Raw genomic sequence first — 24,289 nt, 5'->3', positions numbered from 1 at the left:
TTTGCGCCGGAGGCCTCGGCACCGTCCAAAGGGAGGGGGCGTGCCGCCGCCTTGCCGCCCGTCGGACGGCTATCCGGTTCAGTCCAGCGTCATCGCATACCGTCGCTCCTCCATCGCCCGGCCGCTGGGCACCAAGGCCGTGCCGTCCCAGTGCAAGTACTCCTTGCGCAGGATGCGGGTGATGGTGTTCGTGGGCACCTCCGCCTCTTCCTCTTCTTCCGGTTCTTCGTAGGTGCTGGTCACACGCACAATGGTGTTGGCCTCGCCCTCCATGTCCGACGGGTAGACGAACCCCACGTTCTCGCTGAACTCCCCATCGGGCGTGCCCATCAGATCGGCCACGTGGTGGAAGCGGCCGCCGCTCCAGAACACCACCACTTCGCCGGTGGTGCAGCCGCAGCCGCCCACGCAGGGCACCGCGAGCGTGATCACATCATCCACGTTGCGCAATCCGCGGTGGCCGTGGTCGAGTACCTCTTCGAAGCCCCACGCGAAGCTGCGTACTACGATGCGGTCGAGTTCACGTCTATCCTTCACCGCCACGAGGCGGTAGCTGAAGTCGTAGTGCCCCGTGTCCGATGGCGTCACGTGATCGATGCCGGCCACGAACTTCACGGTGGGGTCGCCCTGGCTGCCGAAGGTGCGCTGCGCCAGGTTCCCGCCCCAGGTCCAGCCTTCCACATCGCCGAAGGCCACGCGGTACCAGTGGCTCATCACCCCGTTCAGGACCAGGGTGTCCTCGGTGGCCTCCAGCACCTGAACCAGGTCACCGGCCGCGGCCTTCAGCACCACGGGCGCTTCCATGGCAGGCTGCTCATGCACGGGCGCATCGCTGAACAGCACATAGGCGGGATCGGCCTCCTCCGGGAAGATGTATTGCGCGTGGGGTGTGTGGTATACGAAGACCGGGTCCTGCGCTTCGGCCAGCACGGCGGTGAACAGCAGGAGGGTTGCGATGGAACGCATGGGGCGGCTGGCAGCCCAAAGGTGCGCATGTTCCTCCAGACGGTATGGGAGGGTTTGATCCGCCGCAGGAGCTCTTCGGATGGGCTTGGCTACCTTGTATCGATGAAGCGACCTTCCCTGCTCATCGCCCTCTTGTTCGTGAGCACCAGTGTCGATGCGCAGCCTCCCCGTCCCATCGGCTTCGCGGACACGCTGCTCTTCAACGACAGCCTGCGGTACACGGCATTCGGCTATGATGGTCCGGCACCGCTCTTCGTGCAGGCCTGGTTCCCGCTGGACAACCCGCCGGTGGGCGTGCGCTTGACCTACGCCCAGCTTCGCGAGCGGATGCTGGAGGCATCACTGCAGCGCGTGCACAACGAACTGCTGTTCCGCATGGACAGCGCCTTCATCGAGTACTGCCTGCGCTACCCATTCGATGGCGATGCCCCCATCGACTACACGCCATTCACCGAACAGCAGGCGAAGGACAGCCTCTTCGTGCTGGGCACCCGTGCCATCAAGGCCGAATTGCCCATGCATGGGTCCAGGCCTGTGATCGTCTACCACCACGGCGCCCAAGGCTTAAGCGACGAGAACGCGGGGATGGCCGAGCACTTCGCGGCCAACGGGTTCGTCTTCCTCTCCTGCAACTTCCACTGGCCCTTGGAGAACGCCATGTACGGCACACCGCTCACGTGGGAGCCCGATCGCAGCAGCATCCGCACCATGCTGCGCTTCGCGCGACAGATCGCCAACGGGGGCAAGGTCTTCTGCATCGGCCACAGCTGGGGCGCGCAGGAGGGCTGGTGCACACTGCACGAACCGGGCCTTGCCGATGCCTTCATCAGCCTGGAGACCACCCTGGAATGGAAGACCGACACTGCCGAGGTGCGCGACAAATGGCCGCATGTGCTGGAGGCCATCACCACGCACCGCTACCCGATGCCCATCCTGCTGGTGGCCGATACCGAGGGCGAACCGCCCTTCCCGATGTTCCGCGGCGTGCGCGGCGACCTGCGCTACCTGGACCCCAAGCAGCCCTTCGGCCACGAGAGCTTCACCAGCGCCTACCTGCTGCGGTTGGCAGGAGCCGGGCGCTTCGCGCTGCCGGACCGCGAGGCCTTGCAGGAACAGCGCGAGCTGCACGCCGCCTTGCTCGATGAATTGCTCGCCTTCCTGCAAGCACAGGCCGGTATGCCTTCAACCATACCGCAACGCCCCGGAGGCGACCCCTTCCTCCGCTACTGACCGCAGCGCGATGCGCGTCACGGATCAGTCGTGCGGCGCAGGATGAGCGGGACGCACCACCAGGGTGGTCCCTTCCAGCTTCACGCCATCCAGCTTGTCGATGGCCTTGGTGGCGGATCGCGCATCCTTCATCTCCACGAAGCCGAAGCCACGCGTTTCCCCGGTGATCGGATCGGTGACCACCTTGGCGCGCTCGACCTCGCCGAAATGGCCGAAGAGCAATTCGAGGTGGAGTTCGGTAATGGCATGGTTCAACCTGCCCACGTAGATGTTCATACGTCAGGGTTTAAGGGTGAGTAAGATGTGAACCGCGCTGACCTGAACGGCCGGACCCGAAGGCCCCGAGAGCACGAATGGCGCCAGTCGGCGCAAGATACGAAAATCTGCGCGACCGCTTGTCCGTATTCCTTGGATCAAGCACGGCCTGCTGCCTCCCCGATGATCATGCGCCGGGCACCGCGGCATGATGCCCGGTGCCTGCACCGGCGCGGGCTCGGAACTTCAGGGGGCTTCCAGCCGACCGCGGCCATGCATCGATCGGATGCCTTCCCGCTGCAATGGCGCACACCTTGGTGGCACGGGGACCCTCCCCGGCTCGGAGCGCATCTTCGCGCCATGCGCAGCCTCATCCCCTTCCGCACCGCCGCCATCATCCTGCTCATGCTCTTCTCCGCTGCCATCCTGTTCCAGCTGGTGGTGCTCGCTGGCTTCATCCCCACGGAGATGGTCTGGGGCGGGCGCTTGCAGAACGAGGAGGAACGCACGGTGGGCGCGCTCGTCAGCATCACGATCCTGCTCGTCTTCGTTGCGCTCGTGCTGGTCCGAATGGGCCTTATCGGTCGTTCAATGCCGGCAGTGGGCAAGTGGGGCCTATGGGTGGTGTGCGCGCTCTTCGCCCTCAACACCATCGGAAACCTCATGGCGCTCGACCTGCGCGAGACCTTGATCTTCACACCGATCACCTTGGTAAGCGCACTACTGGCGGCGCGTGTGGCCTTGGGCGAATGATTCATCGTCGTTGCCGCGCCGTGGTCAGCTTCATAGTCGATCAGAAACCGTTCTTTCGCTGCATGACGATGCGCATCCCGATCCCCTACTCGCTCCTTCTCATCGTCGCGCTGCTTTCTGGTGGCCATGCGTCCGCCCAGCTGCTGCCCTCCTACGCCCTCTTCAACGCCAGGGGCGGCAAGGTGTCGCACAAGCAGCTGCTGCGCACGGTGGCCGCTGCCGATGTGGTGCTCTTCGGCGAGCTGCACAACAACGCCATCGCGCATTGGCTTCAGCTGGAGGTGGCACGCGACCTGGCAGCGCGCGGAGGGCTCGTGCTCGGCGCCGAGATGATCGAGGCCGATGACCAGGCCACCTTGGACCGCTACCTGAAGGGCGAGATCGACCAGGCCGCATTCGACACGCTGGCCCGCCTGTGGAAGAACCACCCCACCGACTACGCGCCGCTGGTGGAGTTGGCCAAGGAGCGCCAGCTGCCCTTCGTGGCGGCCAACGTGCCGCGCCGCTACGCCCGCGCCGTGAGCAAGGGCGGCTTCGAGGCCCTCGACACCGTACCCGCCGAGCAGCGCCGCTTCATCGCCCCGCTGCCCATCGCCTTCGACCCCAATCTGCCCGGCTACGTGAAGATGCTGGCCATGATGGGCGACCACGCCACGCCGAACATCGTGAAGGCCCAGGCCCTGAAGGATGCCACCATGGCCCACTTCATCCTGCAAGCACTCGCCCCGGGCAAGCGCTTCCTGCATTTCAATGGCACCTACCATTCCGACTTCCACGAGGGCATCGGCTGGTACCTGAAGCGCGCGCGGCCCGACCTCAAGGTGGTCACCATCGCCACCATCACCGCGCCGCAACTGAAGAAGCTGCCCGCGGAGAGCCTCGGCCAGGCGGACATCATCCTCTGCGTGGATGAGGATGTGCCAGGCTCGTACTGAGCGCGCCGCCCAGCCGCCGCTCCGTCGGCCTCCCTTCCCGCCCCGTCCGGTGCATCGCCTGCGTGGGCGGCATTGCTGATCGCGGTCATGCCCGCCCGCCTCACCTTGGGGCAGCTTTGAGCACGAACCAGCAGCGCCCATGACCCGCTTCTTCATCCCCCTTGCCCTGGTCGCCTTCCCGGCGAAGGCGCACGCCCAGGTAACGGTCGATTGGGTGCAGCCACTCAACGGCCTGGCCATCGCGCTAGACCAGCAGGACAACGTCTTCACGGTGAACTACGACGCGAACCTGGGCGGCGACATCACCCTCACCAAACGGAACAGCGCGGGCGAACTGCTATGGAACGCAGCGTACGATCAGACCAGCACCACGCGCACCGACCGCGCCACCTGGGTGGCCACCGACCAGCAGGGCAACGCCATCGTCACCGGCACCATCACCAGCGGCTTCTCCAACCCGGTGAACGCCAACAGCCTGGTGATGAAGTTCGACCCCGACGGCGGGCTCGTATGGCGCGTGGTGTATGAGACCGACTTCGACGGCTCCTCCACCCGCAAATGCGTGGTGGACAAGGCCAACCACATCTACGTGCTCGGCCTGGGCATGGGGCCCAATGGGATGGTGACCAAGGTGAAGAAGCTGGACCCCGATGGCGGCACCGTGTGGGACTGGTACGATGCGGTCGGCATCGGCGCGCCCATCAACATCAAGTTCACGCCCGACAGCCAGCTGGTGATCAGCGCGCGGGGCATCACCGGCAACATCAACGGGTATGCGCGCATCGACCGCGATGGCAACACGGTGTGGAGCCTGCCCGGCGTCTCCAGCTTCACCGTGGGCGATGCCGCCGGCGATGCCTTTGGCAACACCTACTGCGTGCACGGAACACCCGCCAGCGGAGGCGGCAGCGTGATCAAGAAGCTCTCGCCCACCGGCGCGCTGCTGTGGGAGTACACCTATCCCATCACCGCCTACCGCGTGGAAGCGGGCAGCGATGGCGCGCCGGTGGTGAGCGGGTTCCCCTTGAATGGCAGCGGTGGCGCGGCCTTCCTCAAGGCGTCGATCGACGGCGACCAGATCTGGCTCAACAACGACGCCGACGGCCCCAACAACTTCCTGTTGCACGCCCAGATGCTGCTCGACGCCGACAACCACGCCTACCTCTGCGCCGGAACGCTGTTCGCCATGGGCATCTGCAAGGTGAACAGCGATGGCACCGGCGCCTGGTACATCACCGCCGGCAGCAGCAACTCGCAGGGCTTCGCCTTGGGCAGCGACAACGCCGTTTACGTGGTGGGCGGCTCCACGCTGCGCCTGGGGCAGGACATCAGCACGTCGATACAGGAGCGCAACTGCTCGGGCGGTGCGCTCGCCCATCCATCCCCCGCGCAGGATCACCTGTTCGTGGTATGGCCCGGGCATCGCATTGCGCAGTGGAGCATCATGACCATCAATGGCGTGCTGCTGAAGGCGGGAAACCAATGGCGCACATCCCTCGAACTGGCAGATGTGCGTCCGGGTCTCTACGTGCTTCAGCTTTGGGATACCGACGGTGAACGGGATGTGCTCCGCTTCACGAAGGAGTGATGGACACTCCTCCCCTTACGGCACGAACAGTTCCCGCCGTTGCTCGTGGCAGGGCGTGATGCCGCCATCGCAGAACGCGTAGCGCTTCCAATGGCTGTTGATGGTGACGCTGGCCTCGCTCAGCACCCGCCGCACCACCAGTTGGCCATAGGCATCCTCGTTGCACCGCTTGATCTGCCAGTTGCTGCCCCTGTCGCAGGTGACGCCACTGATGGTCACCGTATAGTGCCCCAGGCTGTCGGTGGTCACCAGCTGGTCGCCGATCATCAAGGCGGTGTTGCGCAGCACGTCCTTGGTGGCCTTGTCGTAGGCGGTACCGGTGAGGGTGTAGGACCAGAAGCGCCCTTTGGCCCAACAGGTGGTGACCAGGACCAAACCCAGCGCCGCAAGGATGGTCCGCAGGAGGTAATGTTGTTCGCGCATCCGTCCGTTCATCGCTCATGCCAACCGTACCCGCCCTCCGCCGTGCGCCACACGCGGTAAGGCCGCACCGTATGCGGGCTCTTCGAACTGCAGCGGGCGAAGTACACCAGGGTCACGTCGAGCGTATCCGGCATGTGGCGGTGCTCCGTGGTGATGCCCCGCTCGAAGTCGTCGGCGATGCTCACCGGTGCAGCCTGTTCAGCCATCATCCAAGCGCTGGCCAGCATGCCTCCCAGCTCTGCTTCGCGCGCCTGCATCGCAGCCTTCGACCCATACTGCACCACGCGCACACCGGCGGACGTTGCATCGATGTGCTCCACGCAGCCTTCGTCGGGCGCGGGCCGCGGGGTGGGTTCCGGTGCTTGCGCGGGTGCCGCTGCGGCGCTATCGAACAGCATGGGTTGCGCGCTGAACTTCTCCTGCTGCACGAGCGGTTCCGCCACCGTCGCGTTGACCGGATCGGGGACGGACGCATCCGGCGGCGGAGCGGGCTGGGTGCAGGCCACCAGGAGGAACGGGAGCAGCAGGGAACGCATCACAGGGAAAGGTACACGCAGGGCGAATGACGGTTCAACAGGGGGCGGGACCGGCTTCGCCACCATCCCCTCCGCTCGTGGGCGTGATGTACGCAGCCTACTTCCCCCACACCTCCACCAGCCGGTCGATATCCTGCACGTTGTTGTAGAAGTGGATGCCCACCCGGATGCCCTTGCCGCGGTAGGCCACCTTCACGCGCTGCTCCTCCAGGCGCTTCACCCGGGCCTCATCGCCCTGCAGCACCAGGATGCCCGCCCGTTGTTCCGGCTGGCGGCCGTGCAGCACCGTGATGCCCGCCGCATCGAAGCGGTCCAGCGCGTAGGTGCACAGGGCGCTCACATGCGCCACGATCTGCTCGGGACCGATGGCCGTGATGCGTGCCAGCGCATCCTGCAGCCGCGTCACGGCCACGGGGTCGCGGTGCCCGGCGTTGAGCATCGCGATGGGGTCCACGCCGTTGCGTTCCTGCAGCTCCGCACGCACCGCTTCCGAGAGGTGCATGAAGCCGTTGCCGAAGCCCGCTAGGGGCCATTTGTAGCCGCTGGCGCCCACGAGGTCGATGCCGACGGCCTGCACATCCAGCGGCACCGCGCACCACGACTGCGTGATGTCCACCAACGACCACGCCCCGAACGCGCGGCACAGTTCGGCCACGGCAGTGAGTTCGATGCGGAAGCCCGTCAGCCACTGCACCTCGCTGATGGCCACCAGCTGTGGTCGCTCACGCTCCAGGGCGGCGCGCAGGGTGTCGAGGGAGATCGTTCCGTCCGCCTCCGGCTGCATCACCACGCGCTGGAAACCCGGTAGCGCGAAGGGCGCGTGCAGGGTGGGGTAGTCGTGGCCCACCAATAGCACCTTGGGGCGATGCTTCAGCAGGGGCGCCAGCTGGGCGAGGCCCACGGTGAAGCTCTGTACCAGCGCCGTGCCTTGTTCGGTTCCGCCGACGCTCGCCGCTACGGTGCGCGCCACCTCGGTGTTCCCGCCGTACATCCAATGGAAGAAACGCACGCTCCCTTCACGCATCAACCGCTCGTGCTCTCGCTGCGCAGCGGCTACCGTGCTCGCGGCCATCAGACCCATGGACGAGGTGTCCAGGTAACTCAGCTCTGTGAAGGCGGGATAGGCGGCGCGCAGGGTGTCGTGGTCCGGGAGGGTGCAGGGGACGGGCATGGGCGGAATGATGGTGCTAAGGTCGCCTGTGCAGGGATGGAAGCGGAGCAGGTTGGGACGGACGGGAAGGGGGAAGCGTCGCGATCGGCTGCCAGGAAATGGTACTTCGCAGCACGTTACCCCCGGTCGATGAATGCTCACCCCACAACCTCCACGTTGAACCCCTTCCCGATCAAGCGTCCCGCCAGCACCATCTCATACACCGCGATGGGCATCGCCAGCAGCATGGTGGTGGTGGAGTACGGGGTGATCACCCCCAGCAGTTCGATCGCGCCCACGAAGAGGATGAGCGCCGCACCGGTGATGCCCCATACCGCCAACGGACGCGGCACCAGCCCGGAGCGGAAGAAGAGAACGCTGTAGATCAGTGTGTTCACCCCCAGGAAGAAGTGCGGGCCGAACACGAAGGTCCAGTCGTGGACCGCGACCAGGGCCCGGCCGACCACCAGCGCGCCCGATGCATCCGGCTCCAGCGACCCGGCGATGGAGCCGAGCGCGAGCATGCTCACGGCACCCACCACGATGGCCACCACCTCCAGCGCGCGGAACATCGCATAGGCAGGTCCCAGGCGCGGCGATACCCTGCTGAGCACCGGCAGCATCATCACGGCCGTGACGCAGTTCGCCAAGGCGAGCAACGCTTCGAAGAACGCGCCCCAGCCGATGCGACCGGCATACGATCGGGCGGCGGCGATCGGATCGGCCGCATCGATCACGGGTTTGTACAGCAGCAACCCGATGATGGCGGTGACCGTGGCGGCGATGAAGAACAGGCCGGTGAGGACGGCGTGCCGTTTCGTGATGATGTTCGTGTTCATGACGAGTGGGTGGTTCAGAATTCCGCGGTGACGAGGTCCTTGTTCAGCATCATGCCAGCCGTGGTGCCGCTGGCCACCGCGTTGGCCACGGTGCGCAGGCGCGTGGTGCTGTCGCCCGCCGCGTAGATGCCGGGCACGGTGGTGCGTTGCTGCGGGTCCACCTGGAGGTAGCCTTCATCGGTAAGCGCACAACCGAGCTGCTGGGGAAGGGTGCAGTGCTGCTCGAAGGCCGGCATGGCGTATAGGGCGTGGACGGCCGCTGCCGACCCATCCGCGAAGTGGATGCGCTGCAGCTGCCCCTGCGTATGCTCCAGTTCCGCGATGGCGGACTCCACGATGCGGATGTGGTGCGCGCGCAACTTGGCCGCTTGGGCCTCGCTCAGCGTGGACGGTCCGTTCGTGAACAGGGTGAGGTCCTTGGTCCAGTTGCTGATCAGGCGCGCGAGCTCGAAGCCCCGCTCGCCGTTGCCCAGCACGCCGGTGGCCACATCGCGCACCTCGTAGCCGTGGCAGTAGGGGCAGTGCAGCACCGAGATGCCCCAGCACGCCGCAAAGCCGGGGATGGCCGGCAGCAAATCCCGCACGCCCGTGGCGAAGACGAGCTTCTTCGCACGGTACGCGGCACCGTCCTCCAGGTGCACATCGAAGCCATCGGCGGTGGGGGACACCGCGGTGACCGTTCCGTGCCTGAACGCCACCGTGGCGTAGCGTTCCACCTGGGCCCGTGCCGTGGCGGCGATCCGGTGCGGGGGCACGCCATCCTGCGTGATGAAGTTGTGGGAGAAGGGTGTCTGCCGGTTGCAGGGCAGGCCGCTGTCCACGATCAGCACGCGCCGCAGGGCACGGCCCAGGGCCATGCCCGCGGCGAGGCCGGCGTAGCTGCCGCCCACGATGATCGCGTCGAAATGTTGGTGCTCGTTCATGGGTTCAGGTGTTGGATCCGCCAGCACCCGCAGCGGCAGCAGCGCGCCACCGGCGGCCGTGGCGCCCAGGGCGAGGAAGTGCCGTCTGTTCATGGGGCGCATCCGTTCGGTGCATGCCAGGGTCGGGCCCTCAGGCCTGCGTGGGCTTGGTGGAGAAGGCGCGGAGGATGCGGTCCACGAGGGGCACACCGGCGAACACGATCCACGGCACCAGGCAGATGGTGAGCAGAAAGGTGCGCTGGTACAGGGGCAGTGCGCCCAGCGGCTCGCCGAACAGGGCGAGGAAGCCGGTGATGGAGGGGTAGATGACCACCCAGATCTTCAGGGAGGCCAGCAGTTTCATTTTCGTTTTCATGGGTTGCGTGGTTTGCGAGGGCAAAGCAACCCCGCCCCCCTGCCACGGGGATAGGACGAACGCGTGATCGATCGGTACTTACCGCGAATTCTGCCGGAAGCCCTCCGGCGTGTGCCCCGTGTGCTTCTTGAAGAAGCGGATGAAGTAGGAGGGGTCCTCGTAGCCCAGGCGGTCGGCCACCTGGGTCACCTGGTCGGTGGTGGCCAGCAGGTAGCGCTTCGCCTCCAGGATCAGCTGGTCCGTGATCAGTTCGGAGCAGGTGCGGCCCGTGCCGGCCTTCGCGATGGCGTTCAGCTGGTAGGTGGAGAGGTGCATGCGCTCCGCATAGGCGGCCACCTCCTTCACCCGGTGCACGTTGGCCTCGATCAGCTCCAGCAGCTCCTCCAGCCGTTCCTGCGTGTAGCCCTTGGTGCCGCTCACCGGCGCGGGCACGGGCGCCTGCAGCACCAGGTCCGCCAGGAAGGCGCCCAGGTAGGCGCGCACGATGTGCAGGTGGCCCTCCTGTTGGGAGGCGTACGCGCGAGCGATGCGGTCCAGCAGCATCCGCAGTTCACCGTAGCGCTCGGCATCGGTGCGGCAGGCCTCCAGATGGCCGGCCCGGCGCAGCACCAGCCGCGCGCCGGGCTCGCTCGTGGCCAGGAAGTCGGCCTTGAACTGCAGGATGTGGCCCGTGCTGCCCGCCTTCAGCACCAGCCGGTGCACCTGGCCCGGCCGCATGGCGTAGATGGTGTGGGGCGCAAGCGCATGCGGCCTGAAGTCGCACTCGTGCACGCCCTCCCCGCTGGTGAGCACCAGCAGAAAGTAGTGGTCGTGCCGGTGCAGGGCCTGCACCAGGTCGGTGCCGCCCAGGACCTGTTCGATGGAGCGGATGTCGAAGTTCTCCGAGAGCCGCAGGGAGGTGGGGGCGGTGGCCAGGCTCCGGAAGGGGATCTCGCTCATGGGGAGGCGGGGTGCGGGGTAATCGCCCCCGAATATCGGTAGCCTCAGATGGGATGGAGGTGATCGTGATGGTTTGGGCGTGCCGGCTCGCCCTTCGACTCCGCTTTGCTCCGCTCAGGGTCTCGCCGTCGCGCTTTCCGCGAAGTCCTCGGCCTGATTACAGGCCTGTGGGCTTTCCGCTTCAATCGCTCACGCGGACCACCGGATCAACTAACGTAAATGGAACGCGTTCACTAACACGAGTTGATCACTTGCCGATCGCATCGCGGTATGTCGCCGGATTATCTTTGGGACACCATGGACATCCAGGCCCTCAAGCTCGAGTTGGTGCAACAGTTGGTCTCTACCAACGATGCCACGGTGTTGACCCGGGTGAAGCGCCTGCTTGAATTGCTGCGGACAGGTCCATCCGGCAGGTCAGCTGAGGACGACGAGGCGATGATCGCTGCTGCCGCGATCTTCGGAGAGAACGCCTATGCGGACAACGAACCCGACATCAGTGGCCTGGTGCTGAAAGAACCCGAGCCCATTCCCGTGCTGCGTGCCGAAGTGAAGCGCCTGGTCGATGAGGTGCGCGATACGCAGGTGCTGAGCAGCGTGCTGGCCTTCCTGCGCGGCGATCAGGATGAACTGCTCTGGCGTTCGGTGCTGAGCGCAAGGGCCGAACGGGCCGAGGCCGACTTCGATGCGGGGCGTGTGTACACGCAGGAACAGGTGGAGGCCCATTTCAAGGCCAAGCGCGCGCAGTGAAGGTCGTTTGGTCGGCGTGGGCGCTGCGGCAGGTGGACGAGATCCACGCGTGGTACAGCACGGAAGCATCACCCGAGGTGGCCGACCGCATCGTGGAGGACATCCTTGCCGTAACGCAGCTGCTGGAACAATTCCCCTTCGGTGGCCAGCTGGAACCTTGGTTGGAGCACAAAGGGCTGGGGCATCGCCGCGTGATAGCTGGGAACTACAAGGTCGTTTACCGTGTACACCAGGATGAGGTGTAAGCTCCCCCAAGATCAGGTGCGTGGGATAGTAGAAACCCACAACCCACCTGAACTTTGGAGCAATGAAGAAGAGTAAATGGACGGAAGCGCAGATCGTAGGGATGCTGCGCGAGCATGAGCAGGGCCGCAAAGTGGCGGACATCTGCCGGGAGCACAGAGTAAGCCAGCCGACGTTCTACCAGTGGAAGGCCAAGTATGGTGGCATGGGCGCAAGCGAGCTCAAGGAGCTACGGGCATTGCGCGAGGAGAATACCAAGCTGAAGCTCAAGCTGGCCGACACGATCCTGGACCGTGACATCCTCAAGGAGATCCTGGGAAAAAAGCCCTAGGGCTCGCCGAGAAGCGTGAGATGGCACACTGGCTTGTAACGCAGTGCAAGCGCAGTGTTCGGCGGGTCTGCAAGCTGCTATGCTTGAGCCAGAGCGTGTATCGCTACGAGCCCAAGCCGAAGGACGATATCGACGTGATCGAACACATGAACCACTGGGTGACCAAGAAACCGACCTGGGGCTTTTGGAAGGTGTACACTCGTGTACGCAAGGACGGCCGTGTGGTGAACCACAAGCGCCTACACCGGCTGTACACCACAGCAGGGCTCAACCTGCGTCGACCTACGAAGAAGCGCGTTCCGGACCGGGTGAAAGAGCCACTGTGTTTGCCGATCGGCCCGAACATCACTTGGAGCATGGACTTCATGGCCGACCGGCTGCTGAACGGCAACAAGCTGCGCACGTTCAACGTCATTGACGACTTCGGCCGCGAGGCACTGAACATCACGATCGACACCTCTATCCGCGCCCAGTACGTGACGCGTGAACTGGACAAGTTGATCGAGTGGCGTGGCAAGCCAGAGCGGCTGCGAGTGGACAATGGCCCTGAGTTCATCGCCCAGGAGATGGAATTGTGGGCGGAACGCAACGGCATCGCACTTACGTTCATCGAGAAGGGGCGTCCCATGCAGAACGGCCTGATCGAGCGATTCAATCGCACCTACCGGGAAGAAGTGCTGGACGCCTACCTGTTCGAGAACCTCGAACAGCTTCGCCAGCTGACCATCGAGTTCATCTGGAGCTACAACAACGAGCGGCCCCATGATGCACTCCTGGACCTGACCCCGCGCGAGTTCCTGTTGAAATGTGGACAACTCCCTGCCCACTACGCAGGCTCACGCGCGGACTTCCCCACATTCCAACAGGATGATCACCACAGATCAACAGAAGTGGTGATCTTTAGGAATTCGCGCGCCTGATCAGGGGGAGCTTACAGAGGTGCGCATCGTGGACGTCTTCGATAGCAGGCAGGACCCGGGGAAGATGACCGTGTAGGTGGGCACGCCCTGCGCATCCAGCCCCAGCCGCAGGTGCAGGTCGCCGTTGGGGGCCGTGAGGCTATCGACCTGGAGGGGTTGGGCCAGGCCCGTGGCGTGGAGGAGGAGGAAGGAGAGGAAGAGGGAGAGCGGGCGGGGCATGGGGCAAGCTGGCCTCCGAAGATCGGTAGCTTCAGATGGGTTGGCAGAGATCGGGATGGGTTGGGCGTGCCGGCGCCAAATGCGCGCCGTCGGGCTTTCCCCTTCAAGTCCTCACCGGTCCCGGCCTCCGAGCCGGGAACCGGCTCCGGGCTTTCCGGTCCAATCCCTCACGCGGAACACCGGATCAACTATCGTCAATGGACCGCGTTCACTCGAGACTTTGGCGTAATCGCTGGGTCAAGCATGCGTATGCGGGAAACACATATGTTTGACAGGCTAACAATACCAAGGGTCAATGTTCTGGTTAATCATCCTCGCAGTGGCAGCGCTTGTGATTGGCATCGTGTACGCGAATCACAAGAAGACCAAACCCAAGAATGAACTGCTTGATTTTGCCACGTCGATGGCAAGCAGCATTTTCCCTAATGGGAAAGAAGACCACATGGAAGGTGCTCAGATCGTTTATGATTCGATCAACCAGAAGATGCCACTCGAAGAGTGCAAAGACCTCTTCATCAAGGCGGCGATTTACTCTAACATAAGTGATGATCTGAAGGGGCACCTTAGCCGCAGATATGGCAATCGGCTTAGCGATGAGGACATGGGCCATATCATCGGGTTTTTAACCCTTAGGAAGCTCATGATGGCAACGGGAAAGCCGGTGCGCTTTGTGAGGAACCCAGAGAACGGGAACATCGCTTGCGTTGCACGCGAAACGAGCACGTTCAAGCAGTGAAGGAAGGAGCTCTCAGGTAGTTTATATTGCCCGTATAGGTTGGGATTTTGTCCTTATGTAGCGCTGGAAATAAGAGCGAACCGCCACGCAGTTCATTGCAGCTTTTCCAGAGGGAAGCGTATAGGTCGGATTTCTTGAGGGCCATTGGGCGGTCGGGGCAGTAAGGCTTTGATAACTGGCGATCAAAGCAGGTTTGGCGCGGGCAGGATAGATGGGTGACAGGTGGCATGTACTCACTGAGGAACCCCACAACGGGAAGCCTCAACGGGTAGATGCGCAAGCAGTCACTTTTCGCTGAGGACATCATGGAAGGAATCGTCAAAGCTGGCCGAGTGGTCGTCACTAAGTACATCAGCATGCTTTGGGAACCCTGCAATGAGGTCCTCGAGCGGTATCTGCATTTGGCCAATAGCCATATGCAGGAACGCTTTCTCATTCTGTGCCCATTGGTCGTCAGCGTCAATGACGCGAATGAGCACTTCAACGAGCAGGAGCTTCTGGCGGTTGTTCAGCGGTGCCTGTTTCAATTCGCTCAAGTACTCCTCTACTGCAGCCCTGCCACGCGCTTTGATGGTTTCGAGAAAAACATCAAACGGTTGCTGGTACTCGTAGCCCAGAAAGTAGATCTCATTCTCGGCCATCTGCTTAACGGCGTCCACTTCTGCCTGGTCGATGTTCCCGTCGCACGCGAGGGCAGTCACGGCAGTGCGGAGCAGCAGCGGTTGGAAGTCGTTGGTTCTCATAGTCCGAAGCCGATCTTGCTCGCTGCTTGTTCCTTGGCCTGCCTTGGCAACAGTTCCAAAAGACCGTAGTCGACCTCCTTGAGCCTATCCCAGTTCTTGGACTCAGCCGCGAAGCGACCGGCGTCGATCAGGCTCTTGGCCTGGGTTTGGTCATTCATGCGATGCTGCTGCTCACAGAGCCATTTGAAGATGCCCAACAGGAAGTCCGGCGTTCTCCAGCGAATCTGTCCGGTGATGTGCTGCATTTCATCTGACTTTTCCTGGATTCTCAAGGGATTATTACTGCTGAGGAAGGATGGCTCCTGAGCGACGATGTTCCTGAACGTGTTGCGCTCGTGATCGGTCCCGGCTTGGTCAAGCATCTCTTTGCACTCGTCCTTGACCTTCATGTAAAGCTCCTTGACCTTGTTGATGCGCTTGTCCTTGGTTGCCACATCTAGCTCTTGAGCGATCTTCCGTTTCTGGTCCTCCAGCTGATAGCGCTTGTCGGTAACATCATCATCGCTGAGTTTGTCAGCCTCCTCGACTAGCTGCGACAGTTGCTTTTTAAGCTTGGTAAGATGGCTGGCGGTCTCGTACTCCTCCTTTTCGGTTGCGGTCTCCAGCTCATCGTCGAGCTGATCCGCGAGATCACCGATGTGCTCCCGAAGGAGGTCCACATTGGTTTCTCTGGCTTTGGGATTGAAAACGTTCTTGAACTCCTGGTCAGACATGGTCAGGTAGGCCGCCACGGTAAGGTCCCTGCTTTCGGACATATTGAACGTGATCTCGATGTCTGAACCCTTGGAGACATCTCGGGTGATCATTTTGCCGGTAACCAGAATGACTCCCAAGGGTTTGTTTGCAGCCGGCAATGAGGTTTGCGGCCCTTCATAGACATTGATCCAGATTTGGTCTTGCTCGTTTCCCTTAATGAGATTGCGGGTCAGGGGTAGCGTCACGGGCTTGCGGGCTGGCAGTATGGAATTACGCTCGAATATGGGAAGGAGTCGTGTCGCTCCAGGATGATCGAGATCATCCACCTCAAGACAGATGTCTTCAGGCAGCGGTTGTCCGCTGATGGCAAAACCGCTGTTGATGCCGATGAGCTCCATGTCGGTTTCGACAGCGTTGTTTTGGCCGTCATATACAGTAAGCACGAAGTAGTTGAACGCGTTTTGGACAAGAGGAAGATCCTCGCTAACGCGCTCAGTCAACTTCTTCAGGCCCGAGTCGAAGCCACCGTCCTGTCGAACGATGCGGTAGAAGAGGCCATCTATGTTCCCTGTGACACGAGCCGCGAACAGTTCGTCTTTCTCTTTGGATGCCTTGTTATAGGACGCTTTGATGGACAATGCCGACGGCCTGCGCGCAGCGCTGGTCGGCTTGGTGATCTCCTTGGGTTTGGTGGCCGCATAATAGGCTGCTCCTATGGCAACCGCCGTCGTCGGGTCGATCTCGCAGTTAATCGGTATCTGCAACACCTCCTCTGTGCGTTGTCGAACAAAGGGTATGTACGTAGATCCGCCGACCATGAGTGTGTACTGTACATCATGAGGGCGGAGCGAGTTGCGCGTCAGGATCGTCTTGATCATATCAAGCGTTTGGTCTATATACGGCCTGATCAGGTCATTGAACTCGGAACGGGTGATGGTTACCTCCACATCTACATCCTCCTCCGATGCATCCTGGAATCCGTTTATCTCGATCTCGGCAGAAGGGACAGCTGAGAGCTTGATCTTGGCCTGCTCGGCCAAATGACAGAGCTTGTGATAGACGCCATTTAGGCGTCCGGATGCGCTAGTGAGTTCGGTACGGAGGTCGTCGAATTTGTATTGTGCATTCAGCTTTGGGATGATCAGTTTGTCGACGATGAGCTGGTCAAAGTCAGCACCTCCGAGGAAGTTGTCTCCCTCATGATCCAGAACCCTCATCTCACCTTCTTTGATCCTGACGAGAGCAACGTCAAATGTTCCACCACCCAGATCATACACCAGCCATTGTCCATCTTCAATGTCCTTCGCCTTTTTCATATTGGCATAGGCAAGGCTGGCCGCAATGGGTTCCTGCAGCAGCACGATCTGGTCAAAGCCTGCGAGTTGACCAGCCTCTTTGGTCGCATTGCTTTGTATCGTATCAAAAGATGCGGGTATTGTCACAACCACAGCATTGAGTTGATCACCCGTGTTGACGAAGGTTTTCAGCTGCTTCAGCACCTCTGCAGAGAGCTGAACGGGGGTGACTGAATCACCTGTCGCCTTTATCTTGTAGGATTCGGCTGTTCCCATCTTTCGCTTGAACACGGCCACGACGTTCTTGGGGTCTCGCTCCAAGTACTGCTTGGCTTGTGTGCCAACAATGATCTTGTCCTTGCGATAGGAAACTACAGACGGCAGCGTGGCTCGGCCGTAGTCCAAGGGGTTGTTGAAGATGACCACCTCGCCTTTGACGAACTTGGCGATGGCACTGTTCGTGGTGCCCAGATCGATGCCGAAATTGATCGTGTTGTCCATGGCCTATGTGAGCTCAAGGTTTAGCTGATTGAACGATGACCACGCCTTTGCGGGCGATGAGAGCGATCCCGCCTTTGCGGTATCGGATGATCGGTTTTGTAAGCTTCCCCGAAGTTCGGCCATTCATTGCTGGAGGTGAAGTGATCCTTGGCCCCGCGGGGCCAAGGATCGCTTCGGCCGGCCAGGGGCTACATTCAACCACACGTAGCCATGAGAAAGAGCAAGTTCACCGAGCATCAGGTCATCGCCATCCTCAAGCGTCACGAGGCTGGCTCGAAGGTGGCCGACCTGTGCCGCGAGCACGGGATCAGCAACGCCACGTTCTACCAATGGAAGGCCAAGTATGGCGGCATGGAGCCCAACCAGGTCAAGCAGCTGCGTGACCTGCAGGAGGAGCTCAGCCGCCTGAAGCGCATGTACACCGAGCTGAGCATGGTGCATGATGCCTTGAAGCAGGTGGTGGAAAAGAAGTGGGGCGCCTGACGAGAAGCGCGAGATCGTTCAGGCGATGATACAGGAGCACAGCATCTCCGAGCGCCAAGCCTGCGGCAGCGTGGGCTTGGCGCGCAGCACCGCGCAGTACTGCAAGACCCCAGCGGATGACACGCCCATTATCCAGGTCTTGGAACAGCTCACCCAGAAGCACCCGGCCATCGGGGTGTGGCAAAGCCATCATCGGATGCGCTTGATGGGTCACCTGTGGAACTTCAAGCGGGTGTATCGGGTCTACACCGGTCTGGGCCTCAACATTCGTCGCAGGGCCAAGAAACGGCTGCCTGCACGGGTGAAGCAGGCGCTGTTCCGTCCTGCTGGTCCGGACCAGGTCTACAGCATCGACTTCATGCATGACAGCCTCTGGGACGGCCGGACCTACCGCTTGCTAAATGTGATCGACGACTACAACAGGGAGGTGCTCGCGATCGAGGTGGACACCTCACTGCCCGCACTGCGCGTGATACGCGTGCTGGAACGCATCAAAGCAGTGCGTCCGCTGCCCAAGATGATCCGCGTGGACAACGGCCCGGAGTTCATCAGCGCCAAGCTCGACCACTGGTGCCGCGAACACGGCATTACCTTGACCTACATCCAGCCAGGCAAGCCCACCCAGAACGCCTACATCGAACGCCTCAACGGCAGCATCCGTCGTGAACTGCTCAGCGCCTACGTGTTCCGTACCTTGGACGAGGTGCGCGAGAAGGCCGATGAGTGGATGACCGATTACAACCATCACCGCCCACACAAGGCGCTTGGCTACCGGCCGCCAGCGCCCATCCGATCCTAAACCTATGCCCCAGGAGCCTCTAGTTATGATCGGCCCGAAAACAGGGGAAGCTTACAGTTTGATCACCTCGGTGATAACGAGGTTCTCTGCGGAGTCGCCGCTGATGCTGGCGTCAACATCGTTCCGGGTTTCATTGAAGGCTTCCCCAAGCGGCACTTCATAGCTGAGGCCAGCGTCATCGTTGATGGCGGCCATGAGCTCTTTGAGCCGGTTGATGTTCCTCGAGATCGAGTTGCTCTGTTCAATGGAGGCAAGTTTTTTCTCGATCTCGAAGACCTGGTCGAGGATATCGATGTACAGTTTGGGTACGCGTGCAGGTTCAGGGATCATGGTGGGTCTAAGAGTTGCCAAGGGCGTTAAGGAGGATGTAAGCGAGCAGGGCGAAAATGATGTACCTCCACACCACCTGGTAGGTGTGAAGTTTCAGTTTGCCGCGGAAGCGATACTGATTACCGAACGACTCATAGTTGTAACGAGCGATCGGGAAGATCGGAATGCCGAAGATGACGATGTAGAGGGTGGATCCATAGAGAGTTGTGCCACAACCATTGACCAAGTGGAGCATTGGCGCCGACTTGATGGGTGTTCCAGCGACCTCAACCGACTGCTCTCTCAGGTTGACAAGTTGCTTTTGGTCCTCAAGGAGTTGTTCGCTGACTTCTTTGGACGTGCGAATAGAGCAAGCGATCTGAATGAGGTGAATTGACTTGGTGTGGTCCTTGTAGGTATTCCACACAGCAACGGATAATTCGCGCACTCGTCTTGCTACTGTGTCTCTTATCTCATCGGCAAAGGAGTCGAGCTTGTTGAGCTCATCGAGCGGCAGGTCAATTTTAATTTCATTCGGCTTGACAAATTTATTATTGACCTTATTGGTAATTTCATTTATATTCTTGACGTGATTAACCCATACTTGAATGATGTCACTGTATTTCTCTTCCTCGACCTCGCGCATGTACCTTTCGCGCCAAATCTCCCTATTGCGCTCAAATGTTGGTTTGCTTGCACTATCGATACTGAGCTTGAGCGCATGATCGAGAATATCATGAGATACCTTGGGGTGGTCAATTGTGCTCGAAACAGCGAGGGCGACATAATTTGCCTGCGCTGCGATCTTGTTGCGAGTGCTTTGAAATATAGCCGGCAACTTGTTTAGCGCATTGACTGGGATAAGGTCTTGGATGAGTTCGGTAATACCGTCTGAATTATCTTCATCATATTTCGATTCTTCTTCATTGATCTCTTTGCTTAACTTCTCTATTTGTTCCACTCTGCCTTGCAGGTCCGTGGTTAAGCCTCGATATGCAATGGACTCATGAGAGGAAGTTATCAGAACCCCGAGCTTAAGCACGTTGTCCAGCATGGTCCGCGAAGCTGCACCAGACCTGTCCGAAGCGTCGATCTTGAATGCATCTAGAAGCGCCTTGTCATAGCGTGGGGCGAAGAAGGGGCTGATGAAGTTCTGGAACCCGCTGTCGAGGTAAGCACTTTCTAGCTGGGTGGCTTGGAATATGGAAGTGTCTCCCGTGGTCAGGAGATCAAGTAGTGGCTTATTGTGAAGAAGGTATGCGTGGTGCTTGAGATTGGATTGATCCTCCAAGGAGTCAAGTGCCTTCTCGCATTCGGACCTTGTATACGCAACGCCTTCCAGGTGAAATGCCCCGTCATCAGAAAGCTCGATCTCTGAGAATAGCTTTCTACGGAGCTTCTTGATCGTAGCCGAATCCAAGCTTACGATCTCATGAGGAGCCACATTCAGAAGGGCTAGTGGGTTAACGTACTTCACTGAAGCGGTTCGTTAGGTGATGATGATAAGCATGGTTGTGAAGGGTGACATGGGCACGACTAGCGTCACCTGTTGAACTCGGCCTCACTAATGGTATTGGAGTTGAAGTCCGAGCCGCCGTAAGTATTGATGACGTTGAGCGAGAGCTCGAAGGAAGGCTCTTGGTAACCGCCTTGTACATACTTGCGGGTGAAGTCAAGGATCTCATCGCCCTTTTCATACAGGGGGGAGCGTACGAACCGCACCTGGCACTGTGAGCCTTCGATCTTCTGGCGGTAGTCCTTACCGTAGGCTATCTTCAGGTAGTAGCGTCCTTCGGGAATATTACGGATCTCGTAGGTATCACCGGCACGCACATAGACGATGCGTATGCACTCGTCGTAGTACCCTTTCTTCATGAGCTTGACCACTACATCGGTGTTGTTGCCGACCACCACACGTAGGTAGTTGTCCATGCCATAGTCGAACTTGGGGGATACGTTCTCACATGCTGGTGTAGCACCAGTTGTGTAGGATGTTCTCTCCCAGCCAGCGAGTGCATCACGCTTTAGATATTGGGATGCGACATACCCTTGCATATCAGCATACGTCACCTGCCACCAGGTACCTTCTACTCCTAAGAGGACAACCTCGTCACCAGCGGTGAGCTTTGTAAGTACTGTGGCTTGTGTGCTTGGTGCCGAGCGCATATTGAGTGCCTGGTTAGACACGGTATAGCGTTCGCCGATGACCGCAGGAGGTGCCGTTTGTCCGTACGCCGATGTAGAAATGGAGATCAGGCAGAGAAAGGTGAGGTACCAGGTGTGCTGCATGGATGCACGATTAGAAATCAAGGTCGCCGGTTTCAGGTCGTTCGTTGAACTCATCCTCTTCACTGGATTCGTCGGAAGTCTGTTGGTCTTGTAAAGGTTTTGAGACTTCCGCATCCTGTTGCAGTCTCGTTCGTTGGTGCCGCCTTGTGCGTTCCGGCTGACTAAAGAAGTACAGGTAGGCAAGAACGGCGAGCAGAAGTAACCAGAGGCCACTGATGGACTTGCGCTTCTGTTCAGTCGTGTATGTGTCTTGCTGCATTGCCGCGAAGCTTGCTTGACCTGCCGGATCGTGTTAGGATGAAGGGTGAGGTTGAAGGGTTGAATGTCTGCGCGCGTTGCTGAATAACAGCACGTGATGCTTGTCAAATATCTCGAAATGTTAGTAAACGAGCGATCAGAAGCCGGTCATGGGATATGATTTGGTCCGGACCCTGCACGAGGACCTTCAAAGTCGCCAAATGGAGCCAAGATATCCCCTCAACTACGCCAGAACGTGACGCAGCATGGCCGGAATTTGACCTAGCGGATACCATCCACAAGAGAGTATTCCGTAGCGGAATGGTAAGAGCCAGAACAGGTGATGTCCAGCGTCGTGAAGTAGCAGGGCAAAAGGGTGTGAGCACCACCGGTTTGTGTGTGGTGAAGCATTTCGCGTGAGCGGGCGCAGCGGCAGCCCGGCGCCGGAGGGGCCTTGCAGCCACGAGCAGCGAGGAGGCGACCGGAGGAAGCCACCGCAGCGCCGTGGGTGCTGGCCCTGACAAGCCGGCTACAGCGGAGCATGCGACCCCGAGGGCCCTGAGCGCAGCAGAGCGGAGTCGAAGGGTGCGAGGGGGCACGCCCTCGTAATCACCTACGACTGATCCAGCTTCTTCACCATCGTCAAGATCGTCGCCAGCGCCACGGTCTCGCCTGTCTCATCCACCACATCGACCAACCATTTGACGATCCCCCGCGCCACATCCGCGCCCTTGGGTGAGTCGGCGGTCTTCGGCCGCTTCTCCTGGTCGAGCTTCTCGCGGCAGGTGAACTTCACCTGGATGGTGGAGCCCGGGTACACCGGCTTCAGGAAGCGGCACTCCTCGATGCCGTAGTTGAGGAGCACGGGGCCCTTGGGCGGGTCCACGAAGAGGCCGGCCGCCCGCGAGAGGATGAAGTAGCCGTGCGCCACGCGGCCGGTGAAGGGGGTGCCCTCGAGGCTGTTGGCGTCCATGTGGGCGTAGAACTTGTCGCCGCTGAGCCCGGCGAAGTCCTCCACGTTCTGCAGCGTCACCAGGTGCTTCTCGGTGATCAGCGTGTCGCCGATGTTCAGCTCCTCGAAGTGCAGGCGGAAGGGGTGCTTCTCGCTGATATGATACTTCGCGCCCTGCTGGTACTGCTGGGTGAGCGCGGTGATGCTGGTGGGGCTGCCCTGGATGGCGGTGCGCTGCAGGTAGTGCATCACGCCGCGCTTGCCGCCCATCTCCTCGCCGCCGCCCGCGCGACCGGGACCGCCGTGTACCAGCGTGGCCAGGGGGCTGCCGTGGCCGGTGTTCTCCTTGGCCATCTCGCGGTTGAGGATGAGCATGCGGCCGTGGTGGCTGGCCGCGCCCCACACGAACTGCTGGGCCAGCTTGTCGTCGTAGGTGGCGATGGTGGCCACCAGCGAGCCCTTGCCCAGCTTGGTGAGGGCCACGGCATCGTCCAGGTCGGTGTACGGCATCAACGTGCTCACCGGACCGAAGGCCTCCACGTTGTGGCTCTGCTGGTTCTTCCAGGGATCGGGGTTGAGCAGCAGGATGGGGCTCATGAAGGCGCCCTTGGCCACATCGGCCCCGGTGACGTTCACGCTGTCGGGGTCGCCGTACACCACCTGCGAGGCCTTGAGCAGTTCGGCCAGCGCGCGCTTCACCTCCTCGCGTTGCGCGGTGCCGGCCAGCGCGCCCATGCGCACGCCCTCGGTGCGCGGGTCGCCGATCACGGTGCCGGCCAGGCGCTTGCCCAGGGCGATCTGCACGTCCTCGATGAGGTTCTGCGGCACCAGGATGCGGCGCGCGCCGGTGCAGCGCTGCCCGCACTTGAGGGTGATCTCGCGGCCCACCTCCTTGATGAAGAGGTCGTACTCCTCGGTGCCGGGCACGGCGTCGGGGCCCAGCACGATGGCGTTGAGGCTGTCGGCCTCCATGTTGAAGGGCACGCTCTCGTCGATGATGCGGTCGTGGCGTTTCAGCATGCGGCCCGTGCTGGCGCTGCCGGTGAAGGTGACCACGTCCTGGTGCATCACGTGGTCCAGCAGGTCACCTGCGCTGCCCACGATCAGCTGCAGCGCGCCCTCGGGCAGGATGCCGCTGGCGATGATGTCCTTCACCATCGCTTCTGTGAGGTAGCTGGTCACAGTGGCGGGCTTCACCACGGCGGGCACGCCGGCCATCCAGTTCACGGCGCACTTCTCCAGCATGCCCCAGATGGGGAAGTTGAAGGCGTTGATGTGCACGGCCACGCCCTCCTTGGGCACCATGATGTGGTGGCCGATGAAGGTGCCCTGCTTGCTGGTGCGGATGGCCTCGCCGTCCACGTAGAACGGCATGTTGCCCAGGGTACGGCGCAGGCTGGCGTTGGCGAACAGGTTGCCGATGCCGCCCTCAATGTCCACCCAGCTGTCGGCCTTGGTGGCGCCGGTCTTGTAGCTGATGGTGTAATACTTGTCCTTGCGCTCCATCAGGTAGAGGGCCAGGGCCTTGAGCATGCGTCCGCGCTCGGGGAAGGTCATCTTCCGCAATTTGGGTCCGCCCACGGTGCGGGCGTAGTGGAGCATGGCGGCGAAGTCGAGGCCGGTGGAGGAGGTGGTGGCCACCAGTTCACCGGTGCTTGCATCAACAAGTTCAGCCAGGTTGCCTGTGCCGGCTATCCATTGGCCGCAGGCGTAGTTGTGTAGTTGCATAGGGGCGAAGGTCGAATGTTCAATGATCAATGGGCAATGTTCAAGTCTCAATGCTCAACGGCGCTACTCACTTGAACATTGAGCGTTGATCATTGAGCCTTGAATATTCCAGAAGGTGGTGGCGACGAGCTCGCCGGTGGAGGCGTCGAGGAGTTCGGCTTGTGGG

At 61.1% G+C, this 24,289-nt stretch carries 24 protein-coding genes and 1 pseudogene; 9 read left to right on the top strand and 16 right to left on the bottom strand.

Annotated features, from left to right (window positions below; translation table 11 throughout):
• Nucleotides 1–78: 78 nt before the first annotated feature.
• The gene (locus tag QY325_01415) at nt 79–966 is read right to left on the bottom strand and encodes an SH3 domain-containing protein (GenBank protein WKZ66594.1); all 888 of its coding nucleotides are present in this window, start codon (nt 964–966) and stop codon (nt 79–81) included.
• A 102-nt stretch (nt 967–1,068) separates the two neighbouring features.
• On the opposite strand from QY325_01415, the gene QY325_01410 reads away from it, so the two are divergent.
• Complete coding sequence (locus QY325_01410) at nt 1,069–2,196, top strand: alpha/beta fold hydrolase (protein ID WKZ66593.1); 1,128 nt, start codon at nt 1,069–1,071, stop codon at nt 2,194–2,196.
• A 24-nt stretch (nt 2,197–2,220) separates the two neighbouring features.
• Here the strand turns inward: QY325_01410 and QY325_01405 are convergent, their stop codons facing one another.
• Nucleotides 2,221–2,472, bottom strand: coding sequence for an RNA-binding protein (locus tag QY325_01405; protein ID WKZ66592.1), 252 nt, complete (start codon nt 2,470–2,472; stop codon nt 2,221–2,223).
• Nucleotides 2,473–2,811: 339 nt separating this feature from the next.
• On the opposite strand from QY325_01405, the gene QY325_01400 reads away from it, so the two are divergent.
• The 3 genes from QY325_01400 to QY325_01390 all read left to right on the top strand — a co-directional run bounded on the left by QY325_01400 (nt 2,812) and on the right by QY325_01390 (nt 5,727).
• Nucleotides 2,812–3,204, top strand: coding sequence for a hypothetical protein (locus QY325_01400; GenBank protein WKZ66591.1), 393 nt, complete (start codon nt 2,812–2,814; stop codon nt 3,202–3,204).
• 62 nt (nt 3,205–3,266) lie between these two features.
• Nucleotides 3,267–4,139 (top strand): ChaN family lipoprotein, encoded by an 873-nt coding sequence (locus tag QY325_01395; protein ID WKZ66590.1) that lies wholly within the window; start codon nt 3,267–3,269, stop codon nt 4,137–4,139.
• Nucleotides 4,140–4,278: 139 nt separating this feature from the next.
• Nucleotides 4,279–5,727: a hypothetical protein gene (locus tag QY325_01390; protein WKZ66589.1), complete on the top strand. Its 1,449-nt coding sequence runs from the start codon at nt 4,279–4,281 to the stop codon at nt 5,725–5,727.
• 15 nt (nt 5,728–5,742) lie between these two features.
• Here QY325_01390 and QY325_01385 read toward each other — a convergent pair whose 3' ends face one another.
• The 7 genes from QY325_01385 to QY325_01355 all read right to left on the bottom strand — a co-directional run bounded on the left by QY325_01385 (nt 5,743) and on the right by QY325_01355 (nt 10,892).
• Nucleotides 5,743–6,150, bottom strand: coding sequence for a hypothetical protein (locus QY325_01385; GenBank protein WKZ66588.1), 408 nt, complete (start codon nt 6,148–6,150; stop codon nt 5,743–5,745).
• Nucleotides 6,151–6,158: 8 nt separating this feature from the next.
• A complete protein-coding gene (locus QY325_01380) occupies nt 6,159–6,686 on the bottom strand; it encodes a hypothetical protein (protein ID WKZ66587.1) in 528 nt (175 codons plus the stop codon).
• Nucleotides 6,687–6,783: 97 nt separating this feature from the next.
• Nucleotides 6,784–7,857, bottom strand: coding sequence for an aminotransferase class V-fold PLP-dependent enzyme (locus QY325_01375; protein WKZ66586.1), 1,074 nt, complete (start codon nt 7,855–7,857; stop codon nt 6,784–6,786).
• 137 nt (nt 7,858–7,994) lie between these two features.
• Complete coding sequence (locus QY325_01370; GenBank protein ID WKZ66585.1) at nt 7,995–8,675, bottom strand: DUF4386 domain-containing protein; 681 nt, start codon at nt 8,673–8,675, stop codon at nt 7,995–7,997.
• A 14-nt stretch (nt 8,676–8,689) separates the two neighbouring features.
• Nucleotides 8,690–9,691: an NAD(P)/FAD-dependent oxidoreductase gene (locus QY325_01365; GenBank protein ID WKZ66584.1), complete on the bottom strand. Its 1,002-nt coding sequence runs from the start codon at nt 9,689–9,691 to the stop codon at nt 8,690–8,692.
• A 37-nt stretch (nt 9,692–9,728) separates the two neighbouring features.
• Nucleotides 9,729–9,953: a hypothetical protein gene (locus QY325_01360; protein WKZ66583.1), complete on the bottom strand. Its 225-nt coding sequence runs from the start codon at nt 9,951–9,953 to the stop codon at nt 9,729–9,731.
• Nucleotides 9,954–10,031: 78 nt separating this feature from the next.
• Nucleotides 10,032–10,892, bottom strand: a complete 861-nt coding sequence (locus QY325_01355) for a helix-turn-helix transcriptional regulator (protein WKZ66582.1) — start codon at nt 10,890–10,892, stop codon at nt 10,032–10,034.
• A 297-nt stretch (nt 10,893–11,189) separates the two neighbouring features.
• Here QY325_01355 and QY325_01350 point away from each other — a divergent pair, with 297 nt between their 5' ends.
• The 3 genes and pseudogenes from QY325_01350 (at nt 11,190) to QY325_01340 (ending at nt 13,022) form a co-directional block, all read left to right on the top strand.
• Complete coding sequence (locus tag QY325_01350) at nt 11,190–11,642, top strand: hypothetical protein (GenBank protein ID WKZ66581.1); 453 nt, start codon at nt 11,190–11,192, stop codon at nt 11,640–11,642.
• Nucleotides 11,639–11,887 carry a type II toxin-antitoxin system RelE/ParE family toxin gene (locus QY325_01345; GenBank protein WKZ66580.1) on the top strand — a complete coding sequence of 83 codons (249 nt, stop codon included), beginning with the start codon at nt 11,639–11,641 and terminating at the stop codon, nt 11,885–11,887. Before QY325_01350 ends, QY325_01345 begins: the two co-directional genes overlap by 4 nt.
• 62 nt (nt 11,888–11,949) lie before the next feature.
• Nucleotides 11,950–13,022 (top strand): annotated as a pseudogene (locus tag QY325_01340) (IS3 family transposase).
• Between the two features lie 114 nt (nt 13,023–13,136).
• Here QY325_01340 and QY325_01335 read toward each other — a convergent pair.
• Nucleotides 13,137–13,355, bottom strand: a complete 219-nt coding sequence (locus tag QY325_01335; GenBank protein WKZ66579.1) for a hypothetical protein — start codon at nt 13,353–13,355, stop codon at nt 13,137–13,139.
• 295 nt (nt 13,356–13,650) lie between these two features.
• Here QY325_01335 and QY325_01330 point away from each other — a divergent pair, with 295 nt between their 5' ends.
• Nucleotides 13,651–14,091 (top strand): hypothetical protein, encoded by a 441-nt coding sequence (locus QY325_01330; GenBank protein ID WKZ66578.1) that lies wholly within the window; start codon nt 13,651–13,653, stop codon nt 14,089–14,091.
• 284 nt (nt 14,092–14,375) lie between these two features.
• On the opposite strand, the gene QY325_01325 is transcribed toward QY325_01330, so the two are convergent.
• Together QY325_01325 and QY325_01320 are read right to left on the bottom strand one after the other, a co-directional pair.
• Nucleotides 14,376–14,834, bottom strand: a complete 459-nt coding sequence (locus QY325_01325) for a TerB family tellurite resistance protein (protein ID WKZ66577.1) — start codon at nt 14,832–14,834, stop codon at nt 14,376–14,378.
• Nucleotides 14,831–17,326: an Hsp70 family protein gene (locus QY325_01320; protein ID WKZ66576.1), complete on the bottom strand. Its 2,496-nt coding sequence runs from the start codon at nt 17,324–17,326 to the stop codon at nt 14,831–14,833. Before QY325_01320 ends, QY325_01325 begins: the two co-directional genes overlap by 4 nt.
• Before the next feature lie 210 nt (nt 17,327–17,536).
• Here QY325_01320 and QY325_01315 point away from each other — a divergent pair.
• A protein-coding gene (locus tag QY325_01315; GenBank protein ID WKZ66575.1) for an IS3 family transposase occupies nt 17,537–18,608 on the top strand; the annotation gives its coding sequence in 2 pieces (ribosomal slippage) (nt 17,537–17,802 and nt 17,801–18,608; 1,074 coding nt in all).
• Between the two features lie 51 nt (nt 18,609–18,659).
• Here the strand turns inward: QY325_01315 and QY325_01310 are convergent.
• The 4 genes from QY325_01310 to paaZ form a co-directional block, all read right to left on the bottom strand.
• A complete protein-coding gene (locus QY325_01310; protein WKZ66574.1) occupies nt 18,660–18,938 on the bottom strand; it encodes a hypothetical protein in 279 nt (92 codons plus the stop codon).
• A gap of 7 nt (nt 18,939–18,945) precedes the next feature.
• Nucleotides 18,946–20,394 carry a hypothetical protein gene (locus QY325_01305; protein WKZ66573.1) on the bottom strand — a complete coding sequence of 483 codons (1,449 nt, stop codon included), beginning with the start codon at nt 20,392–20,394 and terminating at the stop codon, nt 18,946–18,948.
• A gap of 65 nt (nt 20,395–20,459) precedes the next feature.
• On the bottom strand, nt 20,460–20,849 hold the full coding sequence (locus tag QY325_01300; protein WKZ66572.1) for a hypothetical protein: 390 nt from the start codon (nt 20,847–20,849) through the stop codon (nt 20,460–20,462).
• A gap of 1,207 nt (nt 20,850–22,056) precedes the next feature.
• Nucleotides 22,057–24,123 (bottom strand): phenylacetic acid degradation bifunctional protein PaaZ, encoded by a 2,067-nt coding sequence (paaZ, locus tag QY325_01295; protein ID WKZ66571.1) that lies wholly within the window; start codon nt 24,121–24,123, stop codon nt 22,057–22,059.
• Nucleotides 24,124–24,289 lie beyond the last annotated feature (166 nt).

The sequence above is a fragment of the Flavobacteriales bacterium genome, assembly GCA_030584065.1.
In the GTDB taxonomy this organism is placed as follows: domain Bacteria; phylum Bacteroidota; class Bacteroidia; order Flavobacteriales_F; family PHOS-HE28; genus PHOS-HE28.
The sequence above is the reverse complement of the archived record's forward strand: the minus strand, read 5'-3'. Positions and strand labels throughout refer to the sequence as shown.

Coding starts and splice junctions, on each gene's coding strand:
- QY325_01355 (WKZ66582.1), bottom strand. CDS start 10,892: ATGAGCGAGATCCCCTTCCGGAGCCTGGCCACCGCCCCCACCTCCCTG.
- QY325_01350 (WKZ66581.1), top strand. CDS start 11,190: ATGGACATCCAGGCCCTCAAGCTCGAGTTGGTGCAACAGTTGGTCTCT.
- QY325_01415 (WKZ66594.1), bottom strand. CDS start 966: ATGCGTTCCATCGCAACCCTCCTGCTGTTCACCGCCGTGCTGGCCGAA.
- QY325_01390 (WKZ66589.1), top strand. CDS start 4,279: ATGACCCGCTTCTTCATCCCCCTTGCCCTGGTCGCCTTCCCGGCGAAG.
- QY325_01370 (WKZ66585.1), bottom strand. CDS start 8,675: ATGAACACGAACATCATCACGAAACGGCACGCCGTCCTCACCGGCCTG.
- QY325_01310 (WKZ66574.1), bottom strand. CDS start 18,938: ATGATCCCTGAACCTGCACGCGTACCCAAACTGTACATCGATATCCTC.
- QY325_01410 (WKZ66593.1), top strand. CDS start 1,069: ATGAAGCGACCTTCCCTGCTCATCGCCCTCTTGTTCGTGAGCACCAGT.
- QY325_01335 (WKZ66579.1), bottom strand. CDS start 13,355: ATGCCCCGCCCGCTCTCCCTCTTCCTCTCCTTCCTCCTCCTCCACGCC.
- paaZ (WKZ66571.1), bottom strand. CDS start 24,123: ATGCAACTACACAACTACGCCTGCGGCCAATGGATAGCCGGCACAGGC.
- QY325_01365 (WKZ66584.1), bottom strand. CDS start 9,691: ATGAACAGACGGCACTTCCTCGCCCTGGGCGCCACGGCCGCCGGTGGC.
- QY325_01385 (WKZ66588.1), bottom strand. CDS start 6,150: ATGCGCGAACAACATTACCTCCTGCGGACCATCCTTGCGGCGCTGGGT.
- QY325_01300 (WKZ66572.1), bottom strand. CDS start 20,849: ATGGACAACTACCTACGTGTGGTGGTCGGCAACAACACCGATGTAGTG.
- QY325_01395 (WKZ66590.1), top strand. CDS start 3,267: ATGACGATGCGCATCCCGATCCCCTACTCGCTCCTTCTCATCGTCGCG.
- QY325_01360 (WKZ66583.1), bottom strand. CDS start 9,953: ATGAAAACGAAAATGAAACTGCTGGCCTCCCTGAAGATCTGGGTGGTC.
- QY325_01325 (WKZ66577.1), bottom strand. CDS start 14,834: ATGAGAACCAACGACTTCCAACCGCTGCTGCTCCGCACTGCCGTGACT.
- QY325_01400 (WKZ66591.1), top strand. CDS start 2,812: ATGCGCAGCCTCATCCCCTTCCGCACCGCCGCCATCATCCTGCTCATG.
- QY325_01405 (WKZ66592.1), bottom strand. CDS start 2,472: ATGAACATCTACGTGGGCAGGTTGAACCATGCCATTACCGAACTCCAC.
- QY325_01320 (WKZ66576.1), bottom strand. CDS start 17,326: ATGGACAACACGATCAATTTCGGCATCGATCTGGGCACCACGAACAGT.
- QY325_01380 (WKZ66587.1), bottom strand. CDS start 6,686: ATGCGTTCCCTGCTGCTCCCGTTCCTCCTGGTGGCCTGCACCCAGCCC.
- QY325_01330 (WKZ66578.1), top strand. CDS start 13,651: ATGTTCTGGTTAATCATCCTCGCAGTGGCAGCGCTTGTGATTGGCATC.
- QY325_01375 (WKZ66586.1), bottom strand. CDS start 7,857: ATGCCCGTCCCCTGCACCCTCCCGGACCACGACACCCTGCGCGCCGCC.